This is a genomic window from Butyrivibrio sp. WCE2006, from assembly GCF_000701985.1.
Lineage (GTDB): Bacteria > Bacillota > Clostridia > Lachnospirales > Lachnospiraceae > Butyrivibrio.
Window position 1 is genome coordinate 203,225 of record NZ_JNKH01000003.1, and the last position, 20,865, is coordinate 224,089.

The 20,865-nt window shown below is 40.1% G+C and carries 17 protein-coding genes; 10 read left to right on the forward strand and 7 right to left on the reverse strand.

Annotation, left to right across the window (positions count from 1 at the left end; genetic code table 11):
* Window positions 1–20 precede the first annotated feature (20 nt).
* From ptsP to T501_RS03970, 5 genes are all read right to left on the reverse strand, one after another.
* Entirely contained in the window at window positions 21–1,727 is a 1,707-nt protein-coding gene (gene ptsP / locus T501_RS03950; RefSeq protein WP_044913402.1) for a phosphoenolpyruvate--protein phosphotransferase, read from the reverse strand.
* A 140-nt stretch (window positions 1,728–1,867) separates the two neighbouring features.
* Window positions 1,868–2,131, reverse strand: coding sequence for an HPr family phosphocarrier protein (locus T501_RS03955; protein ID WP_026511508.1), 264 nt, complete (start codon window positions 2,129–2,131; stop codon window positions 1,868–1,870).
* An 87-nt stretch (window positions 2,132–2,218) separates the two neighbouring features.
* The gene (locus T501_RS03960; protein WP_044913403.1) at window positions 2,219–4,147 is read right to left on the reverse strand and encodes a PTS fructose transporter subunit IIABC; all 1,929 of its coding nucleotides are present in this window, start codon (window positions 4,145–4,147) and stop codon (window positions 2,219–2,221) included.
* Window positions 4,148–4,234: 87 nt separating this feature from the next.
* Window positions 4,235–5,140 (reverse strand): 1-phosphofructokinase, encoded by a 906-nt coding sequence (gene pfkB, locus T501_RS03965; protein WP_044913404.1) that lies wholly within the window; start codon window positions 5,138–5,140, stop codon window positions 4,235–4,237.
* Between the two features lie 115 nt (window positions 5,141–5,255).
* Complete coding sequence (locus T501_RS03970) at window positions 5,256–6,023, reverse strand: DeoR/GlpR family DNA-binding transcription regulator (protein WP_026511511.1); 768 nt, start codon at window positions 6,021–6,023, stop codon at window positions 5,256–5,258.
* A gap of 262 nt (window positions 6,024–6,285) precedes the next feature.
* On the opposite strand from T501_RS03970, the gene T501_RS03975 reads away from it, so the two are divergent.
* The 6 genes from T501_RS03975 (at window position 6,286) to T501_RS19960 (ending at window position 14,027) form a co-directional block, all read left to right on the forward strand.
* On the forward strand, window positions 6,286–6,936 hold the full coding sequence (locus T501_RS03975; protein ID WP_044913406.1) for an HAD family hydrolase: 651 nt from the start codon (window positions 6,286–6,288) through the stop codon (window positions 6,934–6,936).
* Between the two features lie 114 nt (window positions 6,937–7,050).
* Window positions 7,051–7,650, forward strand: a complete 600-nt coding sequence (fliY, locus tag T501_RS03980) for a flagellar motor switch phosphatase FliY (protein ID WP_026511513.1) — start codon at window positions 7,051–7,053, stop codon at window positions 7,648–7,650.
* A gap of 11 nt (window positions 7,651–7,661) precedes the next feature.
* On the forward strand, window positions 7,662–8,798 hold the full coding sequence (locus tag T501_RS03985; RefSeq protein WP_026511514.1) for a DUF4317 domain-containing protein: 1,137 nt from the start codon (window positions 7,662–7,664) through the stop codon (window positions 8,796–8,798).
* A gap of 110 nt (window positions 8,799–8,908) precedes the next feature.
* A complete protein-coding gene (locus tag T501_RS03990) occupies window positions 8,909–10,657 on the forward strand; it encodes an ABC transporter ATP-binding protein (protein WP_044913408.1) in 1,749 nt (582 codons plus the stop codon).
* Window positions 10,658–10,671: 14 nt separating this feature from the next.
* The gene (locus T501_RS03995) at window positions 10,672–12,612 is read left to right on the forward strand and encodes an ABC transporter ATP-binding protein (protein ID WP_026511516.1); all 1,941 of its coding nucleotides are present in this window, start codon (window positions 10,672–10,674) and stop codon (window positions 12,610–12,612) included.
* A 98-nt stretch (window positions 12,613–12,710) separates the two neighbouring features.
* On the forward strand, window positions 12,711–14,027 hold the full coding sequence (locus tag T501_RS19960; protein WP_050008120.1) for an Ig-like domain-containing protein: 1,317 nt from the start codon (window positions 12,711–12,713) through the stop codon (window positions 14,025–14,027).
* A 59-nt stretch (window positions 14,028–14,086) separates the two neighbouring features.
* On the opposite strand, the gene T501_RS04005 is transcribed toward T501_RS19960, so the two are convergent.
* Complete coding sequence (locus tag T501_RS04005) at window positions 14,087–14,845, reverse strand: ParA family protein (RefSeq protein WP_026511518.1); 759 nt, start codon at window positions 14,843–14,845, stop codon at window positions 14,087–14,089.
* Window positions 14,846–14,859: 14 nt separating this feature from the next.
* A complete protein-coding gene (locus T501_RS04010) occupies window positions 14,860–15,114 on the reverse strand; it encodes a DUF6465 family protein (RefSeq protein WP_026511519.1) in 255 nt (84 codons plus the stop codon).
* Between the two features lie 317 nt (window positions 15,115–15,431).
* On the opposite strand from T501_RS04010, the gene T501_RS04015 reads away from it, so the two are divergent.
* From T501_RS04015 to T501_RS04030, 4 genes are all read left to right on the forward strand, one after another.
* Window positions 15,432–16,376 (forward strand): glycosyltransferase family 2 protein, encoded by a 945-nt coding sequence (locus tag T501_RS04015; RefSeq protein ID WP_044913409.1) that lies wholly within the window; start codon window positions 15,432–15,434, stop codon window positions 16,374–16,376.
* Between the two features lie 133 nt (window positions 16,377–16,509).
* The gene (locus T501_RS04020) at window positions 16,510–17,496 is read left to right on the forward strand and encodes a hypothetical protein (RefSeq protein ID WP_044913411.1); all 987 of its coding nucleotides are present in this window, start codon (window positions 16,510–16,512) and stop codon (window positions 17,494–17,496) included.
* The gene (locus T501_RS04025; protein ID WP_044913414.1) at window positions 17,453–19,228 is read left to right on the forward strand and encodes an MATE family efflux transporter; all 1,776 of its coding nucleotides are present in this window, start codon (window positions 17,453–17,455) and stop codon (window positions 19,226–19,228) included. The genes T501_RS04020 and T501_RS04025 overlap by 44 nt, the downstream gene beginning before the upstream one ends.
* A 41-nt stretch (window positions 19,229–19,269) precedes the next feature.
* Window positions 19,270–20,844, forward strand: coding sequence for a hypothetical protein (locus T501_RS04030; protein ID WP_044913416.1), 1,575 nt, complete (start codon window positions 19,270–19,272; stop codon window positions 20,842–20,844).
* The last annotated feature ends 21 nt before the right edge of the window (window positions 20,845–20,865 follow it).

Here is a 20,865-nt window from a genome sequence, read left to right on the forward strand (position 1 = left end):
GCAGAAATCGTAAGACGAATTTATTCTTTTGCAGCTGCTTTAAGAGCGGCTACAATCTCAGATTCTGTGGCCATTCCCATTACCTTCTCAGCGAGGGCATCAGCTTCTGCTTTTGACCACTTGGAAATAATGCAGCGTGCTGTAAGAACAAGAACAGGATTTACGCTGTACTCATCAAGTCCAAAGGACATAAGAAGCGGAATCATTAGCGGATCTGCAGCAGCTTCTCCGCACATTCCAACAGGGATACCTGCCTTTTTACCACACTCAATAATATTCTTGATGGAGCGCAGTACTGATGGCTGGAATGAGGAATACAGATAAGCAACCTTGGGATTACCTCTGTCAACGCTCATGGTGTATTGTGTAAGATCGTTTGTTCCGATTGAGAAGAAGTCAGCTTCTTTAGCAAGAAGATCAGCAATGAGAGAGGCGGAGGCAGTTTCTATCATGCATCCTACTTCAATATTCTTATCAAAATCTATACCTTCTGAAGATAGGTCATTTTTGATTTCTTCTACAAGCGTTTTAACGCTTCTGACTTCATCAACGGTTGTTACAAGCGGAACCATGATCTTTACTTTTCCGAAAGCACTGGCTCTGACTATGGCACGAAGCTGTGTCTTGTACATATCAGTGTTTGCAAGGCAGTAGCGCACGGCTCTGTATCCGAGGAAAGGATTTTCCTCTTTTTCAAGTCCAAGGTACGGAATATCCTTGTCGCCACCGATATCAAGTGTACGAATAATAACGCAGCGACCATCCATAGTCTGGACAGCTTCCTTATATGCTTCAAATTGTTCTTCTTCTGTAGGAAGATGAGTGTTGTCCATGAAAAGGAATTCGGAACGGAAAAGGCCAACGCCTTCGCCATCACATTCCATGGCTTTTTTTGCATCCTTGGGAGTTCCGATGTTGCAGAAGAGTTCAAGCTTTGTGCCGTCGGCATTGACGGTTTCTTTTCCTATGAAAGTCTTAAGCTCTGCCTGTTTACGTATGAATTCTTCACGCTTAAGCATGTATTTTGAAAGAACATCGCCGTCTGCATTGATATAGACGTCACCCTCGGTTCCGTCAATAATAGCAGTATCTTTGTCTTTTACCGCATCAACAATTCCGGGAACGGAGAGGACAGCAGGAATTTCAAGGGCTCTTGCAAGGATAGCAGAGTGGGAGGTTTTTCCTCCAATCTCTGTGATAATACCTGTGACATTCTCTTTTACAATCTGAGATGTCATGGAAGGTGTGAGATCCTTGCAGACAAGTACTGTGCCAGGTGCTACCTTGCTGATATCAACATCCTTGATTCCAAGAAGCTTTTTAAGGACACTTACCTTTACATCTGCAATATCAGAAGCTCTCTGACGCATCATGTCATCATCCATTTTGGAAAACATTCCGATGAACATGTCGCATACAGCTGTGAGAGCAGCCTCGGCACACTGTCCTGAATCTATCATTTTGTCCATTTCACCTGACATGGCAGGGTCAGAGATCATAACTGCATGTCCCTGAAGAATTTCAGCTTCCTTGGGACCTATACGTTTACGTACATCCTCTGCCATAGCATTTGTCTCGTCCACGAAATCAGAGATGGCTTTGTGAAAACGCTCTTTTTCAGCAGCGGGATCAGTGATCTTTTTTGCTTCAAAAGAAAGATCCTGTTCAACTATGCGACAAATACTTCCAATTCCGATTCCTCTTGATGCAGCTATTCCTTTGTACATTAAAATTAGCCTCCTTTGTCGTGGTATCCTGACTGCAAATAAATGTGAGCATATGAAAAAGCTACCAATTGCAGACGGAATAATAGAAAACAGCTCCCCGACACAGTAGTGCCGGAGAGCATTTATTCAAGCAATAATAATTAGTCACCCATACCGGACTCGATGAACTCAGAAAGCTCAGCAAGAGCTTTTTCTTCATCAGGACCTTCACACTGAAGCACAATATCAGAACCGCATTTAATGCAAGCGCTCATAAGGAACATAACGCTTTTGCAGTCATAGCTGTTTCCGTTGAACAGAATTTTTACATCACTGTCAAAAGGAGTAGCCTTCTGTGACAGGAGACTGGCCGGACGCATGTGCATGCCCTGTTCGTTCTTTACTGTAATATTTTTTGATACCATTTAATTACCTCAACTTTCTAGTACATATCATCCGGTGCCTTCCCTTTGATAGGGAAGGGGGATGAGTGGTTATTATTTTCTATATTATTACTCGTTTACATTCTTTTTAAGAATTCCGAGCATTATAGCACCGATAACGGATCCAATAAGAAGTGATACAAGATACATAGCTACGTTTCCAACTACAGGGAATACGAAGATTCCGCCGTGAGGAGCCATGAGTGTGCACTTAAATGCCATTGAAAGAGCACCAGCTACGCCTGAACCTACCATAAGGGAAGGAATAACGTGAAGCGGATCAGCTGCTGCAAACGGGATAGCACCCTCTGTGATGAAGCAAAGACCCATGATGAAGTTAACAGGACCTGACTTTCTCTCGCCTTCTGTGAACTTATTCTTGAAGAAGATAGTTGCAAGTGCGATAGCAATAGGAGGAACCATACCACCAACCATAACTGCTGCCATGATCATGTAACCTGTTTCGTTTTGGTTTGCAAGTGCTGCTGTACCGAATACGTAAGCTGCCTTGTTGAGCGGGCCACCCATATCTGTAGCCATCATAGCGCCGAGAAGTATTCCGAGTACTACGATTGAACCACTGCTCATGCCTGTAAGGACATTTGAAATCCATGTATTAAGGGCACCAACAATAGGATTGATAGCGCACATAACAAGACCGATGACAAGGATACCGCACAGAGGATAGATTAGTACGGGCTTAATTCCTTCAAGTGCTGCCGGAAGACCATCTGTAAGCTTTCTAATGCAAAGTACAATGTAACCTGAAGCAAAACCTGCAACAAGAGCACCAAGGAAAGCAGAGGGGATGTCACCACCGGGATTAGCAAATGTAGCGCCGGATGCTGCAAGGGCACCGCCTACGAAACCAACTGCAAGACCGGGTCTGTCAGCAATACTCTGAGCAATGAATCCTGCAAGTATAGGAAGCATGAATCCAAATGCTGTACCACCGATTGACTTAAACCATGCAGCAACAGGAGTATTGGAACCGAAGTTGCTGGGATCGATTGAGTAGTCATCAAGCAGGAATGCAATTGCTATAAGAATACCACCGCCGATAACGAATGGAAGCATGTGGGAAACACCGTTCATAAGGTGCTTGTATGCTTTTCTTCCTGCGCTTTCATTATCCATGGAAGAGCTGCTCTTTGAGATTGTGCCTGAATGCTGGTATACAGGAACATCTCCTGAAACTGCTCTGTCAATAAGGTCTTTTGAGTGATGAATTGCATCAGCTGTAGAAGCTTTGATAACCTTCTTGCCGTTAAAGCGGGACATCTCTACATTTTTATCTGCTGCGATGATGATGACATCAGCTGCAGCTATTTCGGAGTCTGTAAGAACGTTCTTGGCTCCGCCTGAACCATCAGTCTCTACCTTGATTGAGTGACCCTGGTCCTTTGCACACTGCTCAAGAGCTTCAGCTGCCATATATGTATGTGCAATACCTGTAGGGCATGCTGTTACACCGAGAAGCTTAAGACCTGTCTTTGAGGGAGCAGGAGCTACGGATGCATCAGCATTGTTTTTCTTATCGCGTGCATCTTCCTGTTTGTCGATGAGGTCGATGAACTCTTCGGGAGTCTTAGCCTCAATAAGTGACTTTGTAAATGCCTGATCCATCAGCATTGTCATAAGTTTTGACAATACTTCAAGATGTGTATCAGCAGCACCGTCTGGAGCTGCGATCATGAATAAAAGTTTGCTGGGCTGCTTATCAAGTGATTTGTAATCAACACCTGAAGGAACAGTGATGGCAACGAGACCTGCCTTCTTAACAGCTGCTGTTTTTGCGTGCGGAACAGCAATCCCCATACCTACAGCTGTTGAGCCTTTTGCTTCTCTTGCCTCAATTGCAGCTTTAAAATCTGCCTTGTTATTAAGGTTTCCCACCTTGTCATGGAGCGCTACCATTAAATCAATTGCTGCACCCTGATCTGCTGCGGTCTGATTTAAGCTAACCCCATCTTTGCTTAAAAGATCTTTGATTTTCATTTTTCTCCCTTTCTATGCTTAAAGCATGATACTGGGGTAAACCCCAATACATTTGTCCTTATATTGACGAAACATTTTTTATGATATTTATAATGTTTCGTAAATACTGTTTATAAGCTCGCCTGTTGCGAGATCATCTGAAAAAGCAGTAGCACTTCCTGCAGCAGTACCCATATTTAATGCTACCTGATAATCTTTTGTTTTCATGTAGCCTGCAACGAAGCCTGCAACCATTGAATCACCGGCGCCTACGGAATTCTTGACCGTACCCTTGGGAACGCCCACACGGAAGCGCTTGCCATCCTCCGTTATAAGCATTGCACCGTCTCCTGCCATGGAGATAAGAACGTTTCTTGCACCCATTTCCTGAAGCTTTTTCGCATGAGCCTCGATTTCATCATCTGTCTTAAGAACAGTGTTGAACATCTCGCCCAGTTCATGATTATTGGGCTTTATAAGGAAAGGATGATATTTAAGAACATTCATCAAAAGGTCTTTGGTGGCATCAACCACAAAGATAACACCTTTATCCTTTAATCTGTCCAAAATGATTTCATATACATTACTTGGAAGAGTGCTGGGAATACTTCCTGCAAGTATCAGCATATCTCCGTCCTTTAAGGTGTCGAGCTTCTGAAGAAGCTGCTCATATGCTGCATCGCTGATCTTCGGTCCTTGAGCATTAATTTCTGTTTCCTGTTCAGACTTGATTTTTACATTGATTCTTGAAATACCTTCATCAAGCATTATGAAGTCAGTCAGGATACCCTTTCTTTTTACATCACTGACAATCGCTTCGCCTGTAAAACCTGCTGCGAAGCCTAAAGCGGTATTTTCAATACCGAGGTTTTTCAGGATGGTTGAGACGTTGATCCCTTTTCCTCCGAAAAAACAGTCCTCTGAAACTGAGCGGTTGGTCATGCCTGTATCAAGAGGCTTATCCATGCGGACTATGTAGTCGATTGCAGGATTAAAAGTAACAGTGTATATCATAATATTCTCCCTTCAATAATGAAGTTATAAGGTTCATCTTGTAGAAAAGAACGTCCGGCAAAGCCTTATAGAACGAAGATTATCTACAATATGTAAATGCACATTATGTAAAAAATCATTGTGCATCGGGATTTCCTAAAACAGCCTTTATTATTGTCTGGTCATTATATTTTTTTGCAGGTTCTTCATCGGTGATTATGCAGCAGCTCCTGAGTTCTGAAAAAGTAACTGAGCTGACAACACCAAATTTCGTATGATCTGCAAGGATATAGGAAAGGTAGGTGTGTTTTATGGCTTCCGCCTTGACCAGTGCCTCATCTACATCAGGGGTGGTAAAACCTGCCTGAACAGATACGCCGTTGGTTCCCATGAAGGCCTTGGTAAAATGAAACTTACTTAATGCCTCGACACAATCAGGACCGATCACTGCTTCCGTTACGGGCTTGATACGGCCTCCGATGATCATTGTAGATAATCCACGCTCCAAAAGTCTTTTTGCATGTACGATACCGTTGGTTATGTACTTTGCATTCTGATTGGTTATGTGATCAATAAGATGGAGGGTGGTAGTTCCTGAATCAATGTAAACAAAATCATTGTCCTGGATAAGTGAAGCGGCATATTCGGAAATTATGTCTTTTTCTTCAGTATTGCGCTGCGCTTTCTCAGCAACTGAGGGTTCAATGGTATTGACATCTCTGGAACTTAAAGAAGTTGCACCTCCGAACACCTTGAGTATTCTGTGCTCGGCATGTAAGGCATTTAAATCTCTTCGTATAGTTGCTGCAGAGGAATCCAATGCATCAACAAGTTCCTGAACCGTAACAACTTTATGTTCTTCAATATAAGAAACGATAGCTGATCGTCTTTCTTCAGTTAACATACGAATTCTCCCCAAAAGTCTTGATGGCGCATAAACAGACATCTTTCGTCGCCTTCTGAAAAAAGGATAACATCGCAAATAATCAAAGTCAATCACAGATAATCATTTTAAGAAAAGATTAATAAACAAAAATAATCACAAATAATTGTAAAAAATCACAATTTGTATATTAATTTAATCAAGGAAGTTTAATATCATTATGTAAGTAGTTTAAAAGCAGTGAATTGTAATAAGTAATTTGTTATTTGGAGAGCGGAAACATATGGAAGTAAAAGCAGTTTTATTTGATCTTGATGGAACTCTGATAGACACCGAGAAATACTATCAGATAGTCTGGCCAAAGGCCGTTGAGCACTTTGGGTTTTCCATGACAAGAGAGCAGGCCCTGCAGCTAAGAAGCTTGGGGAGACCATTTGCTCCATTGCGTTTTAAGGAGTGGTATGGAGAAAGCTTTGATTATAATGAGGTAAGAAATTACAGGAAAAAGCTTTTTGAAGAAATTGTGGCAAAGGAAGGGATTGGCATAAAGAAGGGCGCCAAAGAAATCCTCCAGTGGCTTAAAGACAGAGGAATACTGATATCAACCGCTACAGCTACCGATGAAGAGAGAACGACAAGATATCTGGAAAAAGTGGGACTTCTTCAATATTTTGACAAGATATGCTGTGCAACTATGGTCAGGGAAGGAAAACCGCAGCCGGATATTTATTTGTATGCCGCTGAGCAGGTTGGCGTTCCAAAGGAGAACTGCATTGCGGTTGAGGATGCACCAAATGGAGTAAAATCTGCTTCTATGGCAGGAATTAAGACGATTTTCATTCCTGATCAGAATGATGATGAAGAAGAGGTAAAGGGACTATACTATAAAAAAATAAATTCATTATTAGAACTCAGAAATATTATAGAAAATTAAGAAATCCCAAATACAATCTTTCTTTACACCTCAGAGCTAATGGCATAAAATAGTAGTATATACGTGATGTCTAGCGATATATATTACTGATTATACAAGGAGCGAGGGGTTCTTATGGATCAGGTACTTACAAACGAACAGATTGACATTTTAGGAGAAATTGCCAACATCAGCATGGGTAATTCCGCAACAACACTCAGTATGATGGTTAACAGGAAGGTTGATATAACCACTCCCAATGTGAATGTCATCAAGAGGAGCGAATCACTAGATGACTATGAGAATACCTGTATATTTGTTCAGATACATTATGTAAAAGGACTTACAGGTAACAACGTGCTAATTCTCAAGGAGAATGATGTAAAGGTCATGACAGATCTTATGATGGGCGGGGATGGAACCAATACCAATTGTGAGATTTCAGATCTTCATTTATCTGCTGCTTCAGAGGCTATGAACCAGATGATGGGAGCAGCTGCTACATCTCTTTCCATGATGCTTGGGGTTCCTACAGATATTAGTACACCTGTTGTCAACAGGATTGATGTCGATAGTATCAAGATTTTTGAGAAGAGTTTTGAAACGGATTATGATAATTTCGTTAAGATTGCTTTCAAGATGACTATTTCAGGTCTTATAGATTCAGTAATGGTCCAGCTCTATCCTGTTCAGTTTGCTCGCGAGATGTGCGATAAATTTATGGCAAAGGAATAAAGATAAGCTAAATGAATAAAGCAGAAGTATTAGAAATAAGGAAACAGTTTACACCCGACAGATGTACGATAGATCACATCTGCGGGTGTTATGTTGATGGGGAAAAGAACAAGAAACTTGTTTTTAAAAAGGCCTTTGGCAGTATTCCTGAGGAAGAAATGTTCAAATATCTGGACATCTTCAAACACACTCTTTCAGGAGTTTTCGGTAAAAGTCTTATTAATTTGGAATTTCCACTTGATCAGGAAGGTGAGGGAGGAACGCAGGAGTTTTTGCTGCGCCTTCGTGATTCCCATTTAGAGGATGATGCTCTGATAGATGAATTCTATGACAAAATAATAGCTAATTATTTTGCTGAAGAGAATTATTTCATTATCCTTGTTCATGCGATCTATGATATTCCGGGAATGACACGCGATGGAATAGAGATGGAGGACGCTTCAGAGAATATCTATGATTATATGCTCTGCAGTATCTGCCCCGTTAAGCTTTCCAAGGCAGGTCTTGGATATAATGAGAAGACAAATGATATAGAGGACAGATACCGTGACTGGGTTGTGGACGGACCGGCAAAGGGATTTTTATTCCCTGCATTCATAGAACGAAATGCGGATATCCATAATATGCTGTATTTCACAAAAAAGCCTGATGACCTGCAGCCTGAGTTTGTAGAGGCGCTTTTTGGTGGAAGAGCACCCATGTCAGCACCGGATCAGAAGACTCTGTTCCAGGCCCTTGTGGAGAACACCATAGGAGAGGAAGCTGACTATGATGTTATGAGGAATATTCATGAGAATCTGAATACAATGCTGGAGGATCATGAAGAGGATGAAGTTACCTTTGAGTTATCAAAGGAGGATGTAAAACATCTATTATCTGACAGCGGTGTTCCTGAGGAGAGAATGAATTATTTTGATCATAATTATCAGGAAATTGTAGGTGAGGTTGAGCAGCCTCTCCTTGCGATGAATATTGCAAATACAAGGAAGTTTGATATTGAAGCACCCAATGTGGTGATTAAGGTTAAGCCTGACAGGGCAGATCTTGTTGAGTCAAGAATCATTGATGGTCGTCAGTGTCTTGTGATTGAAGTGGATGATCATATCGAAGTAAATGGAGTTAATGTTCGTACTTTTATTAAAGAATAATTAATTCATGCTTAACAAATTGAACACAATTTTTATATATAATATAGGTACAGATAACAGAACCGAATATCGGTTCTGTTTTTCGGTAAAAAAATAAGGAAGGTGAGTAAATGGTTAAGAAAATTCTTGGGGAGTTACATGAATTCAAGCTTCCAAGTATTCTTACTCCCGTGTGTATGATCGGAGAGGTTATCGCTGAGATGATCATCCCGATACTGATGGGACGTATAGTTGATCTTGGTATAAGCGGCGCAGACATGAATTACATAATCCGGACAGGTCTTATGATGATTGTTGTTGCGCTTTTTGGTCTGGCAGCGGGAGTAGGAGGTGCTGTTTTTGGTTCGAAAGCATCTACCGGTCTTGCAAGAAATCTTCGTAAGCGTATGTTTGATAATATTCAGACATTTTCATTTTCTAATATCGATAAGTTCTCTTCAGCAGGACTTGTAACGAGACTTACAACAGACGTTACAAATATCCAGAACTCATATCAGATGATTCTTCGAATGGCTATGAGAGCACCGGCTTCCATGATAATAGCCATGGTTATGTCATTTATTATAAGTCCCAGGCTGGCATCCATCTATCTTATCGCGGTTTTGTGCCTTGCTGTTATCATTGTCATAATGTTGAACAAGGCTACCAGATATTTCAAGGAAGTATTTGAAAAATACGATAAGCTCAATGAGAGCGTACAGGAAAATGTCTCAGCCATCAGAGTTGTTAAAGCATATGTCCGTGAGGAATATGAAAAGAGCAAATTCAGAACAGCAGCACTGAATATCTATGAAATGTTTGTAAGAGCAGAAAAAATAGTTACTCTTAACGGACCTGTTATGACAGGTACTGTTTATATCTGTATTATTCTCATAAGCTGGATTGGAGCACATATGATCGTATCAGGAGAGCTTACAACAGGAGCGATGATGAGTCTTCTGACCTATTGTATGAATATTCTGATGAGTCTTATGATGCTTTCAATGATATTTGTTATGATCACCATGTCTCAGGCAAGTGCCAAACGTATCATAGAAGTAATCGATGAAAAGACAAGCATAGATAATCCTGAAAAGCCAATAACAGAGGTAAAGGATGGAAGTATTGCCTTCGAGCATGTCAATTTTTCCTATAATGTGGAAAGCGAGGAGCCTGTTCTTAAGGATGTAAATCTTGAGATTAAGTCCGGAGAGACCATCGGTATAATAGGTGGAACCGGTTCTTCCAAATCAACACTGGTCAATCTTATCAGCAGACTTTATGACGTGAACGAAGGAAGAGTCCTCGTCGGAGGTGTTGATGTTAAAAAGTATGACATGGAAACTCTGAGAAATCAGGTATCTGTTGTACTTCAGAAGAATGTTCTTTTCAGTGGAACAATTTATGAAAACATTCGTTGGGGTGATAAAAATGCAACGGACGAGGAGGTAAGAAAAGCCTGCAGTCTTGCCTGTGCCGATGAATTTATTGAAAAAATGCCAAATGGTTACGATACCTTTATCGAACAGGGCGGAGCTAATGTATCAGGCGGCCAGAGACAGAGATTATGTATAGCCAGAGCACTTCTAAAAAAGCCCAAGGTTTTAATTCTTGATGATTCAACAAGTGCTGTAGATACTGCAACCGATGCCAAAATAAGAAAAGCTTTTGCAGAAGAGATACCTAATACTACAAAGCTTATCATTGCACAGAGAATATCAAGTATTCAGGGATGTGACCGTATTATTGTTATGGATGACGGGCGCATTGATGGTTTTGATACTCACGAGAATCTGCTTGAAAACAATACCATTTACCGTGAGGTTTATGATTCTCAGGTTGGCAGCAGTGGCGATGCGGATTTTGATGAGAAGGTATAACGGAGGGAAGACAGATGGCAGAAGAAAAAATTAAAGAAGTACGCGGTCCGGGACAACGTCCCGGCAGAGGCGCGCCAAGACCTGATATAGAAAATCCCGGTGCCTTGTTTAAGCGGATTATGGGATATGTTTTGAAGGATTATACGCTTCATCTGGTGATTGTAATAGCCTGTATTATACTTACCGTAGTAGCAAGCGTTCAGGGTACTCTTTTTACAAAGACACTTATAGACAGCTATATTACACCGCTTATAGGTCAGGCTAATCCTGACTATGGTCCTTTGGCCAATGCTATAGGACGAGTTGTAATGTTTTATGCGCTGGGTGTTGTTGCGTCCTTCATTCAGGCAAGGCTTATGATTTTTGTAGGCCAGGGAACTCTGAGAAATCTTCGAATAGAGCTGTTTGAGCATATGGAATCATTACCTATTAAGTATTTTGATACTCATGCTCATGGTGATATCATGTCAATTTACACGAATGATATCGATACCTTAAGACAGATGATTTCAATGAGTTTACCCCAGCTTTTAAACAGTGCGATCACTATTGTAAGCGTTTTTGTATCAATGCTGGTACTGAGCATTCCTCTTACAATTGTGACGATTGCAATGGTCGGTGTAACTCTTTTTGTTACAGCTAAAACCACAAAGGTTTCCGGTAAGAACTTCGTTGATCAGCAGAGAAATATAGGAACACTTAACGGTTATATAGAAGAAATAATGACCGGACAAAAAGTTGTTAAGGTGTTCTGTCATGAAGATGAAGTTATAAATAAGTTTGATGAGCTGAACGAAGAACTCTACCAGAGTGCATATAAGGCTAACGCTTTTGCCAACATTCTTATGCCGATTGTTGCTCAGATTGGTAACCTAAGCTATGTTATCTGCGCTATTATCGGTGGTGCTATAGCACTGAACCAGTATTTAGGATTTACCGTTGGCGGACTTGCAAGTTTCCTGACATTTAATAAGAGCTTCTCTATGCCAATCAACCAGGTATCAATGCAGTTTAACAGTATTATCATGGCTCTTGCCGGAGCGGAGAGAATATTTAAGCTCATTGATGAGAAGCCTGAAACTGATGATGGCTATGTAATGCTTGTAAATGCAAAGGAAGAAAATGGACAGATAGTTGAGTCAGAAGAATTCACAGGACATTGGGCATGGAAGCATTATCATAAAGCTGAGGGAACAACTACCTATCAGCCCATGGAAGGTGATGTTACTTTCAATGATGTTGACTTTGGATATACTGATGAAAAGATGGTTCTTCACAATATTCTTCTTCATGCAAAACCGGGACAGAAGGTTGCTCTTGTTGGTTCAACCGGTGCAGGTAAGACCACGATTACCAATCTGATCAATCGTTTCTACGATATTCAGGATGGTAAGATCAGATACGATAATATCAATATCAATAAGATTAAGAAGGCTGATCTTAGAAAATCACTGGGAATGGTTCTGCAGGATACACATCTGTTTACCGGAACAGTAGCTGATAATATCCGTTATGGCAAACTGGATGCAACGGATGAAGAGGTCAAGGCAGCAGCCAAGCTTGCCAATGCCCATGGCTTCATCAAGCGTCTTCCTGAGGGATATAACACGATGCTTACAGGTGATGGAGCTAATCTTTCCCAGGGTCAGAGACAGCTTCTTGCAATTGCTAGAGCAGCTATTGCAAATCCGCCGGTTCTTATTCTGGATGAGGCTACAAGCTCCATTGACACCAGAACAGAGAAGATTGTTCAGGATGGTATGGATAAGCTGATGCATGGACGTACAACCTTTGTAATTGCCCACAGACTTTCAACAGTTAAGAACTCTGACTGTATTGTGGTTCTTGAACAGGGCAGAATCGTTGAAATGGGAACACACGAAGAATTACTTGAACTGAAGCAAAGATACTATCAGCTCTATACAGGTAATAAACCTGATATGGTATCTGCGTAAATACAAACTTGATCTAAAAACCTTGCTGTTTTATTTGCAGCGAGGTTTTATTTTTTGTATAATAATTTACGCAAAATTAAAATTTTATGGAGGGAAAAATGAAAAAAAGTTTTGTTAAAGCAAAAGCCCTGTTTGCTTTTGCGGTCATGTTTACCATGATGGTTGTTTTGGGGAGTTTCAAGTTGTCAGTATCTGCAGGCAGTAATGAGAAGTTTTTTAATCTGGCGACAAATAATCAGTTTGTGGAAGGTAAATTTACATCTACAAATTCAGCGCAATATCATTATTATACTATTACACTTCCTTCAGATGGATACCTATCTGTTATATGTAAGAACGACGACATAAATGGACACTGGGGAAGATTCATTGAGGTTGAACTTTTTAATAAGGATGCGACCGGTGACTATTTCTTTAGAATGGATCCCGAGACGGGGAATTCCGCAGAAGAAAGATCAGTAGCGCTTGTCAAGGGACAGTATACATTAAAAATCACTGATGAAGAAGGAAAGCAAGGCTCATACAAGGTAAAGGCAAAATTCAATGCTGCAGGCAATAATGAGAAAGAGCCTAATAACATCTTTGATCAAGCAATGCAGTTACCGGAAAATACTGAGATTACAGGTTTTTTATGTGCGAATGATGATAAGGATTATTACAAAATAAATCTTACTACAGAAAGAACTATCAGATTATATTTTTCCGGCACCGACAATCAGCATTATTATATCAATGATAACAATTATCTGGAGAAATGGTCTTACACCTGGGCAAGTGGAGAACATTATATAGATCAGACTCTTCCTGCAGGAACTAATTATATTGTTGTAAAAAGAGCATCTGATACTACATATAAGCTTAAATGGGGGGCAGCACCCATATTCGCAACAGATGTATCTATAGCAGGATCTGAGGAAGTTGCTGTTGGAGGCACAACCGGTCTTAGTGCTGTTATCACTCCTTCTAATGCAACAGACAAGAGAGTGGAGTGGACATCCTATGATACAAGAGTTGCAACTGTAGATGCCAATGGTATTGTAAGAGGTGTGAGCGTTGGTACTACAAGAATCTCAGCAAAAACACTTGATGAAAGTAATAAATATGCAGAATTCGATATCGTAGTTAAGCCCGGTGCAATAGAAAAAGTTAAGGCTAAGGCTAAAAAGAATAAAAACGTTAAGTTATCCTGGAAGAGCCAGAATAATGTTAGTGTTTATCAGTATCAGTATTGTAAGAATAAGAACTTTAACAAAAAGGTTAAGAGTAAGAAAATAAATGGCTACAATCTGAGAACATCAACTGTCAGATTTGCCAAGAAGGGTACATTCTATGTACGTATGAGAGGCCTCTATGATGCTAATGGTAAGACATATTACGGCGATTGGAGCCAGCCTGTAAAAGTAAAAGTGAAATAAAGTATGAAAAAAGCGCAGACAACACAAAATGTGGTGTTTGCGCTTATTTTTTTGAGCACTTACTTTCTCATCAGTTCTTTTGCGAAATCCATGTAATCCAGGCAGGTATTGCATTTAGGAGCATAATCTATAAGCAGTTTTTTTGCCTCCTGGGCTTCTTTTGTCTTAACACATTCTCTTATGATTGTCTTAAAGAGCTTTGTGCCCATCTGCTTTGCAATCTTCTCGATATTGTCTCTGGTTTCGCGCTCTAAGTTAGAGCGACCTGAATATCTGACAAGCAGAAGTCCTGCAATGGAGAGTTCACGATTTTGTCTCTTTTTGACTGACATGATGGTATCATAGAGCTGCTGAATACCCTGCATTGCGTATGAATCTGCGGTTACGGGGATTATTACCCTGTCAGCTGCGATAAGGCAATTGTAAAGAATGACATTCAGAGAAGGAGCAGTATCAATAACTATGTAGTCATATCCCTCAAGCTCATCCAGAGCATCCTTAAGTCTGTAGAATCCCTCAAGATCTCCGTCAAGCATCTTTTCGGCTTTTACAAGAAGAGGGTCGGATGCAACTATATCGCCGTTTTCTGTGTGCTGAATTGCTTCAGAAATTGGAAGCTTATCAGAATCGATGATAACATCATAAAGAGTTGCAACATCCTCTATCTTAGCGTCGTAGGTGCTGCTGCTGTTTCCCTGCGGATCAGCGTCAATAAGAAGAGTCTTTTTCTTTTTCCCCAGAATTCCGGCAAGATTGGTTGCCGTAGTACTTTTTCCAATACCGCCCTTTTGATTGGCGACTACAAATATTGTTGCCATAATATGCCTCCCCCTTAGAAGTCAATGCTTCCGTTTATATCATCATTTACCACGTAGAAAACCTTATGATCTTCAGGCTTGATGTAAACATCAACCTTGACTATATCAGATTCATTCACACCTTTGCCTAGAACATCCTCTCTGATTCCGGAAAGGATATCATCTGTTCTGTGATCTGCATTCTCATACTGAACTACAATGTTCTTATGAGCGGTAGAGAAACCACCGGTTGCTTTAACTGCGCGTTCTACGCTACTTTTTCTTGCCATTTTTCATAACCTCCCTCGAAATAATACGATTATTGTTTTTTGATGGAAAACAACAATCCATTGCTATTGTACCAAATTGTGGGAATAAAAACTATTGGAATTGACTACTCAATTGTATCATTTGTAGCATCATGATATGATAATTCATATAATTTACGAAAAATAATATTTCTATAGTCTTTATTTTATGAATGGAGACACTTGTATTGGCAGGATTTTATGACGACGTAGATTTATTCAGATTCAAACAATTTGGTAATTATGAATTTAACAGTACACTAATTACATAATGCTTATGGGGGATAAATAAGAACATTATGAAGCTTTCAATAATAGTGCCTGCTTACAATTGCAGTGATTATCTGGAGGAGTGTCTTGATTCAATCCTTGGTCAGCTTATGGAAGACGGAGAACTGATAATTGTTGATGACGGATCAGATGATGATACTGTACAGATGATTATGAGATATAAAAATGATTCCAGAGTGAAGATTCTGCTTCGGAGTCATGAGGGAGTTTCCGGTGCCAGAAATGCAGGCATAGATGTAGCTGAGGGCGATTATATAGGCTTTGTCGATTGTGACGATTATTTGGAGAAAGATTTCCTTAAAAAAGCTAAAGAACTTATGAATGAAGAGCCGGATTTAATAATATTCGGATTTGAGCGTTGTTTTTTGAATGGAGATTCGCGTTTATCGACAGTTGAGGATCATTTTTATCCTGATATTTCATCCTTTGCGGATGAGTATATAAGGAAAAGAATTATGCTTATATATTCTGCCTGCAATAAATTTTACAATAAAAAAATAATCGATAAGTATCATATACGATTTGAGACCGGTTTGAAATTCGGTGAGGATCGTATCTTTAACTATGCTTATCTGATGCGGGCACAGACAATTGTCACCTCAAAGCTTATCATGTTCAAATATATGCAAAGAGCATCAGAGTCCATGTCTACATGGTACGTTCCTGATTATTTCAAGCTGGCATACCATTTGCATGAGGAGAAAATGAAATGCTTCCTGACTCTGTCAAAGGGGACCAATCGGACCGAACGCGAGGACTTTGTAAACTACAATTTGCGCAATGTAATAATATATGTGATCAATAGATTTGAAGATAACCCTGAAGAAATGAAGGAAAACCTTCCGCTGATACTGGAAATGGTTTATGGAAAGTCCATCTTGCAGGAAGTACCACCGGAATCATCCTGGGTACATAAGCCCTGTGATAATGAGATAGTATCAAAACTGCTATAGTAAGCGTAAGAATAATTTGCCACTGATTTACGGAATTTTAATATAAATATCACCTCTTTGAAATATGAATTAATATTATAATTTTTTTAAGAGACTATGCATAATGGTGCTTGCTCTAAGAAGGAGTTTTATAATGCTTCGATTTTTCATTCCTGAAAATGCTACTGCTATAAATGAAATGATTGATGCTATAAACGGTCAGATAGAAGACTTTTTGAAAATGGAGCCCTTGCAGGATTTACTTGGAATTCTGGAGGTGGACATAGATACTATAGGACAGGTTTACAACGGAAGACTTAAAGCAAATGGAAAAGTGGTAGAGACGCAGGAACTGGCTTTACCCAAAAAACTGGAAGGTAAGAGAGAGGTTTTATATCCGGTTATTCGGGAACTGGGTTTTTTCGATATCAATAAACCGTTAAGAAAGAAAAACAATCGCATTATTATCCTTGGGGGAAGCCTCACGGCATGCAAAGAGAGGACGGAATATGCGAAAAAATGGATAGATGATTCTACATGTTTTATTGATGGGCTTGCCTGTTATAGACCCATAAATCCTGTAGAGCGAAGTCCTTTGGCAGATTTTAAATGTGACACGGAATTTGGAGCTATGTCTGAGAGCTTTATCCATGTATTCAATCTTGATAAAGCCGAAGTAACAGAAGAATTCAAAGGTGACAGGAATCTCAATAGTATCTCGTGCATAAAAAAATACAGTAAAGATGGAGATTCTTTGGCCTGCAGGATTTTTGCCGCGCCATCTACTGAGCCACAGATTAGAAGAGCTGACACTGGAGATACAATTAAGTTCTACATCAGGAACAGTGATAAGAGAAATGCTGAAGATTCATTTTTGTTTGTGACTAATAACAGATATTGTAATCGCCAGTTTATGCAGATTGCTTATTCGATGAAAGAAGAAAAGTATCCAATACATTTTGATGTAATAGGGTGCACTCCTGATGAACGTATAATCCCTGTGGAAAGATATGATCCTTTTCAATTCATACAGGATCTTATAGGCGTAATCGATTGGGCTTATCGTTTCAGAGAAAAAAACTTGAGGGGCGAAAATAATGAAGAATATTCTGGCGAAGTTACAAAGATTTGGAGGCGATGAAGCTAATTCTGAGGTAGAGAAGAAATATCCATTGGACGAAATGTTTACTTTTGCAAAACTCCTGGAATATTTACCTCCACTTATTGTTACAAATATATCTACGCTGCTGCTTGTGACTGTAGACGGAATTGTTGCGGGTAATTTCGTAGGAGACGATGCGCTTTCTGCTATAAGTATTTTTGCCCCGATTGAAACACTTATCGGAGCAATAACTGTAGTCCTTTCAACCGGGGCTTCGGCTGTTCTTAGCAATAGAATCGGTGAAGTTGATGCGGATAGAATTATGCAGGCAAAAAAGACAGTTAAATATCTGTCAGTTCTTTTTGCACTGTTTCTTTCAATAATTCAAATTCCGATAGTGTTTTTCCTGATTGCATCATATCATCTGACAGATGATATGTATGAACTGACAAGAGCCTATGCAACAGGAATCATGATTTCAACTCCGTTTGGCCTTATCTCAACGATTGCTGTCTATCAAATGCAGATCATGGGCAAGATGAAAGCACTTATGAAGCTGGCTTTGATGGAGGGAATTCTTAATCTTATTTTGGATATATTTTTTACAGGCGTGCTTCACCTGGGTGTTGCCGGAACAGGTTATGGAACAGCATTGGCATGTGCAATCAGGTGCATTGTGACAATGGCTTATCTCTACATAGGAACTGATATTTTTAAAACAGGAAATGCCAGGATAAGTCTTGAAGACGCATGGGAGATTATTACAAAGGGATTACCTGATGCTTCATCCATGCTGGTTACCGTTTTGCAAAATTATATTATGGTCAGGATACTGCTAAGCAGCTTTGGTCCGGATGGAGGTGTGATCAAAGGAGTATGCAGCTTCTGCTATACTTTGACCAATGTACTGATGAGTTCTGTTCAGGGTGCGGTAAGACCCATAATAGGTCTTTTTAACGGTGCTGAAAACAGAAAGGGTGTACGTGGACTTATGAGGTGGGGCATAATTCTGGTGGTGATTTTATCAGGCACTATGATCGTCTTTTTTGAGATATTCCCCGCAGTTATATTTAATCTTCATGGTGTGGATGAAATTCCGGATGGAGGCTTAACATCTTTACGCATGTATGCATTATGCATTGGAGTATTGGGAGTAAATGCACTTTTCAGATTATACTTCTCGACAAGGGGATTGCAGCATTTTTCAACAGTGCTGACTCTTGCAGGAAACTCCACGATGCCTGTATTTGCTTATATATATAGTATTCTTTTCCCGGCACCCTATATATGGCTGTCATATTTTTCTGCGGCAGTTATTATTCTTATTGTAAATGTTGTTAGATCCATTATCCTTATGAAAATTGATAAAGAAAATGAAAAGGCAGATCAGAAAAGAATTTATCTGTCTGTGGATTCTTCTGATGCTATAAATGCATCCAAGATGGTACAAAATTTTGCCATTACCAACGGATATTCTCTTAAGATGGCAAACAGAGCAAGGCTTTGCATGGAAGAGATGGTGGCTTATTCTGTAAACTCATCTAAAAGAAATAATGTCAGAAACCAGATAATGTTTTCTTTTTCGGATGAGGAAGTTCTTTTTACCATGCTGGATGATGGCGCCTGCATCGTGTTTGATGAGGATAAGGAAAAGCAGACGATGATCACGAATAATTATGCATTATTGAAAGTAATAGCAAAATCGATGCAATATCAATATGTGCTTGGACTAAATCATACAGTGCTGAAATTCCGGGAAGAAAGTGCATAAAAAGGTAATTAGCAAAAAGGAAAACGATTGGAAGAATCAGTATGAGAAAATCAATCACTTTATTGTCTGTTTGTTTTATGACTGCCATGTCCCTCGCGGGATGTGGCAGTACAAATGCTCCTACGGATGCAGCAACACAGAAAAATGGCGAGGAGAAATCCGACAAAACAAGCGAAGAGAAAACTGTAGAGAAGCCTGCTTCAGAGGCAGCGGAAGAAGTATCTGAAGCAGGTAGTTCCGAAAGCGAAACAGATACTGCCAAGGATGCTGAGGTTGAAGAGAATCCTTATGACGGAGGCCCTGACTGGGTTACGCTGGCAGATCAGTTCATTTTGCCAACAAGCCAGATGTGCATCGAGGATGCGGTATCAAAGTATGCCATTACGCTTTTTGACGGTGGCCAGTATCACGATTATGAAGGGGATATCGGTGAGATAATCCCGCAGTACAAGGACAAGGATCTTGATGGTGATCATAAGCCGGATGTGATAAAGCGTGAGGGACAGCATTATGTCTTTGAACTTACACGAAAAGGGACTTTTAAGACGGATGATTATTCATCAAGCCCCAATGAGGGTGAAGTTATCCAGTTTGCTGATCTTGCATGCAGAAACTTTGATGAGATAGAGATAGTTCATTACACATTCGGAACAGGCGGCTCCAGTGTTTGGGATACGGCCATTTACTCCTGGCAGGATGGAGAGTGGAGAAAGTTTACCATTATCGATAAGGATGGAGTTATAGATTCACACCAACTTCAGAGGCTTATTGCAAAAGAAACAGGAAAATCTTATGAACCCGGATGCGTAAGAGTTGCAGATATACACATGCAATACATGCTTCTTGATTTGGGAAGCAAAGACGGCGCCGAGCAGACGTATGATTATAGAACGACATACCTGTATATGAATTTCTTTCCGGAATATCTTAGGACTAGCGATTATGAATGTTCCGGGTTAAACGTTGATATGGGACTTATCAACTCATGGCCGTATGAGCTTTCTGGTGATCCGGTAGATCTTACAGGGGATCTTGGTCGCAAGCTAAATATCTATTTGTCCAATTTTTCGGAACAAGGCTATGAAGATAAAGAATGGCCATACACTTATGCTCATTTTGTACTTGAGTGGTGTAGGATAAATGATCCTTCAAGTGTTAAGTTTTCTAATGACAGATATGGTGTTGACAGGGAAAAAATGTTTGAGATTCTCGACAGGTTCTTTGGGACCAATTTTGAAGAGGGAGATTATTACGACCTTACTGTCAATAATCCTTATAACGGAACAGTTGAATATGACGGTAATACTGACTGGTATTATGAGCCGGCTGCGGACGGAGAGATGTTTAGGAATAACGCATTTTCTGTAGTGTCGGATGCTCAGGAGATCAAGGGACAGTATAACCAAAAATTCCTGCGTCTGCCCTTTAAAGTATACAGAATTCCGGCGGAAGAGTATGAACTGCAAGGTATCGATAAGAAGTATTATTCGCTAAGTGCGGACGAAGCAGAAAAACTTGACAGGGAAGGTACACTGTACTATGCAGCAAATGGACTTGCCTTTCTTGAGGAAGTAGAGGATGGATATTGGCTTATCAGCTATAGTGTTTTTGAATAAAAAATTGTATTGATGGGGGTA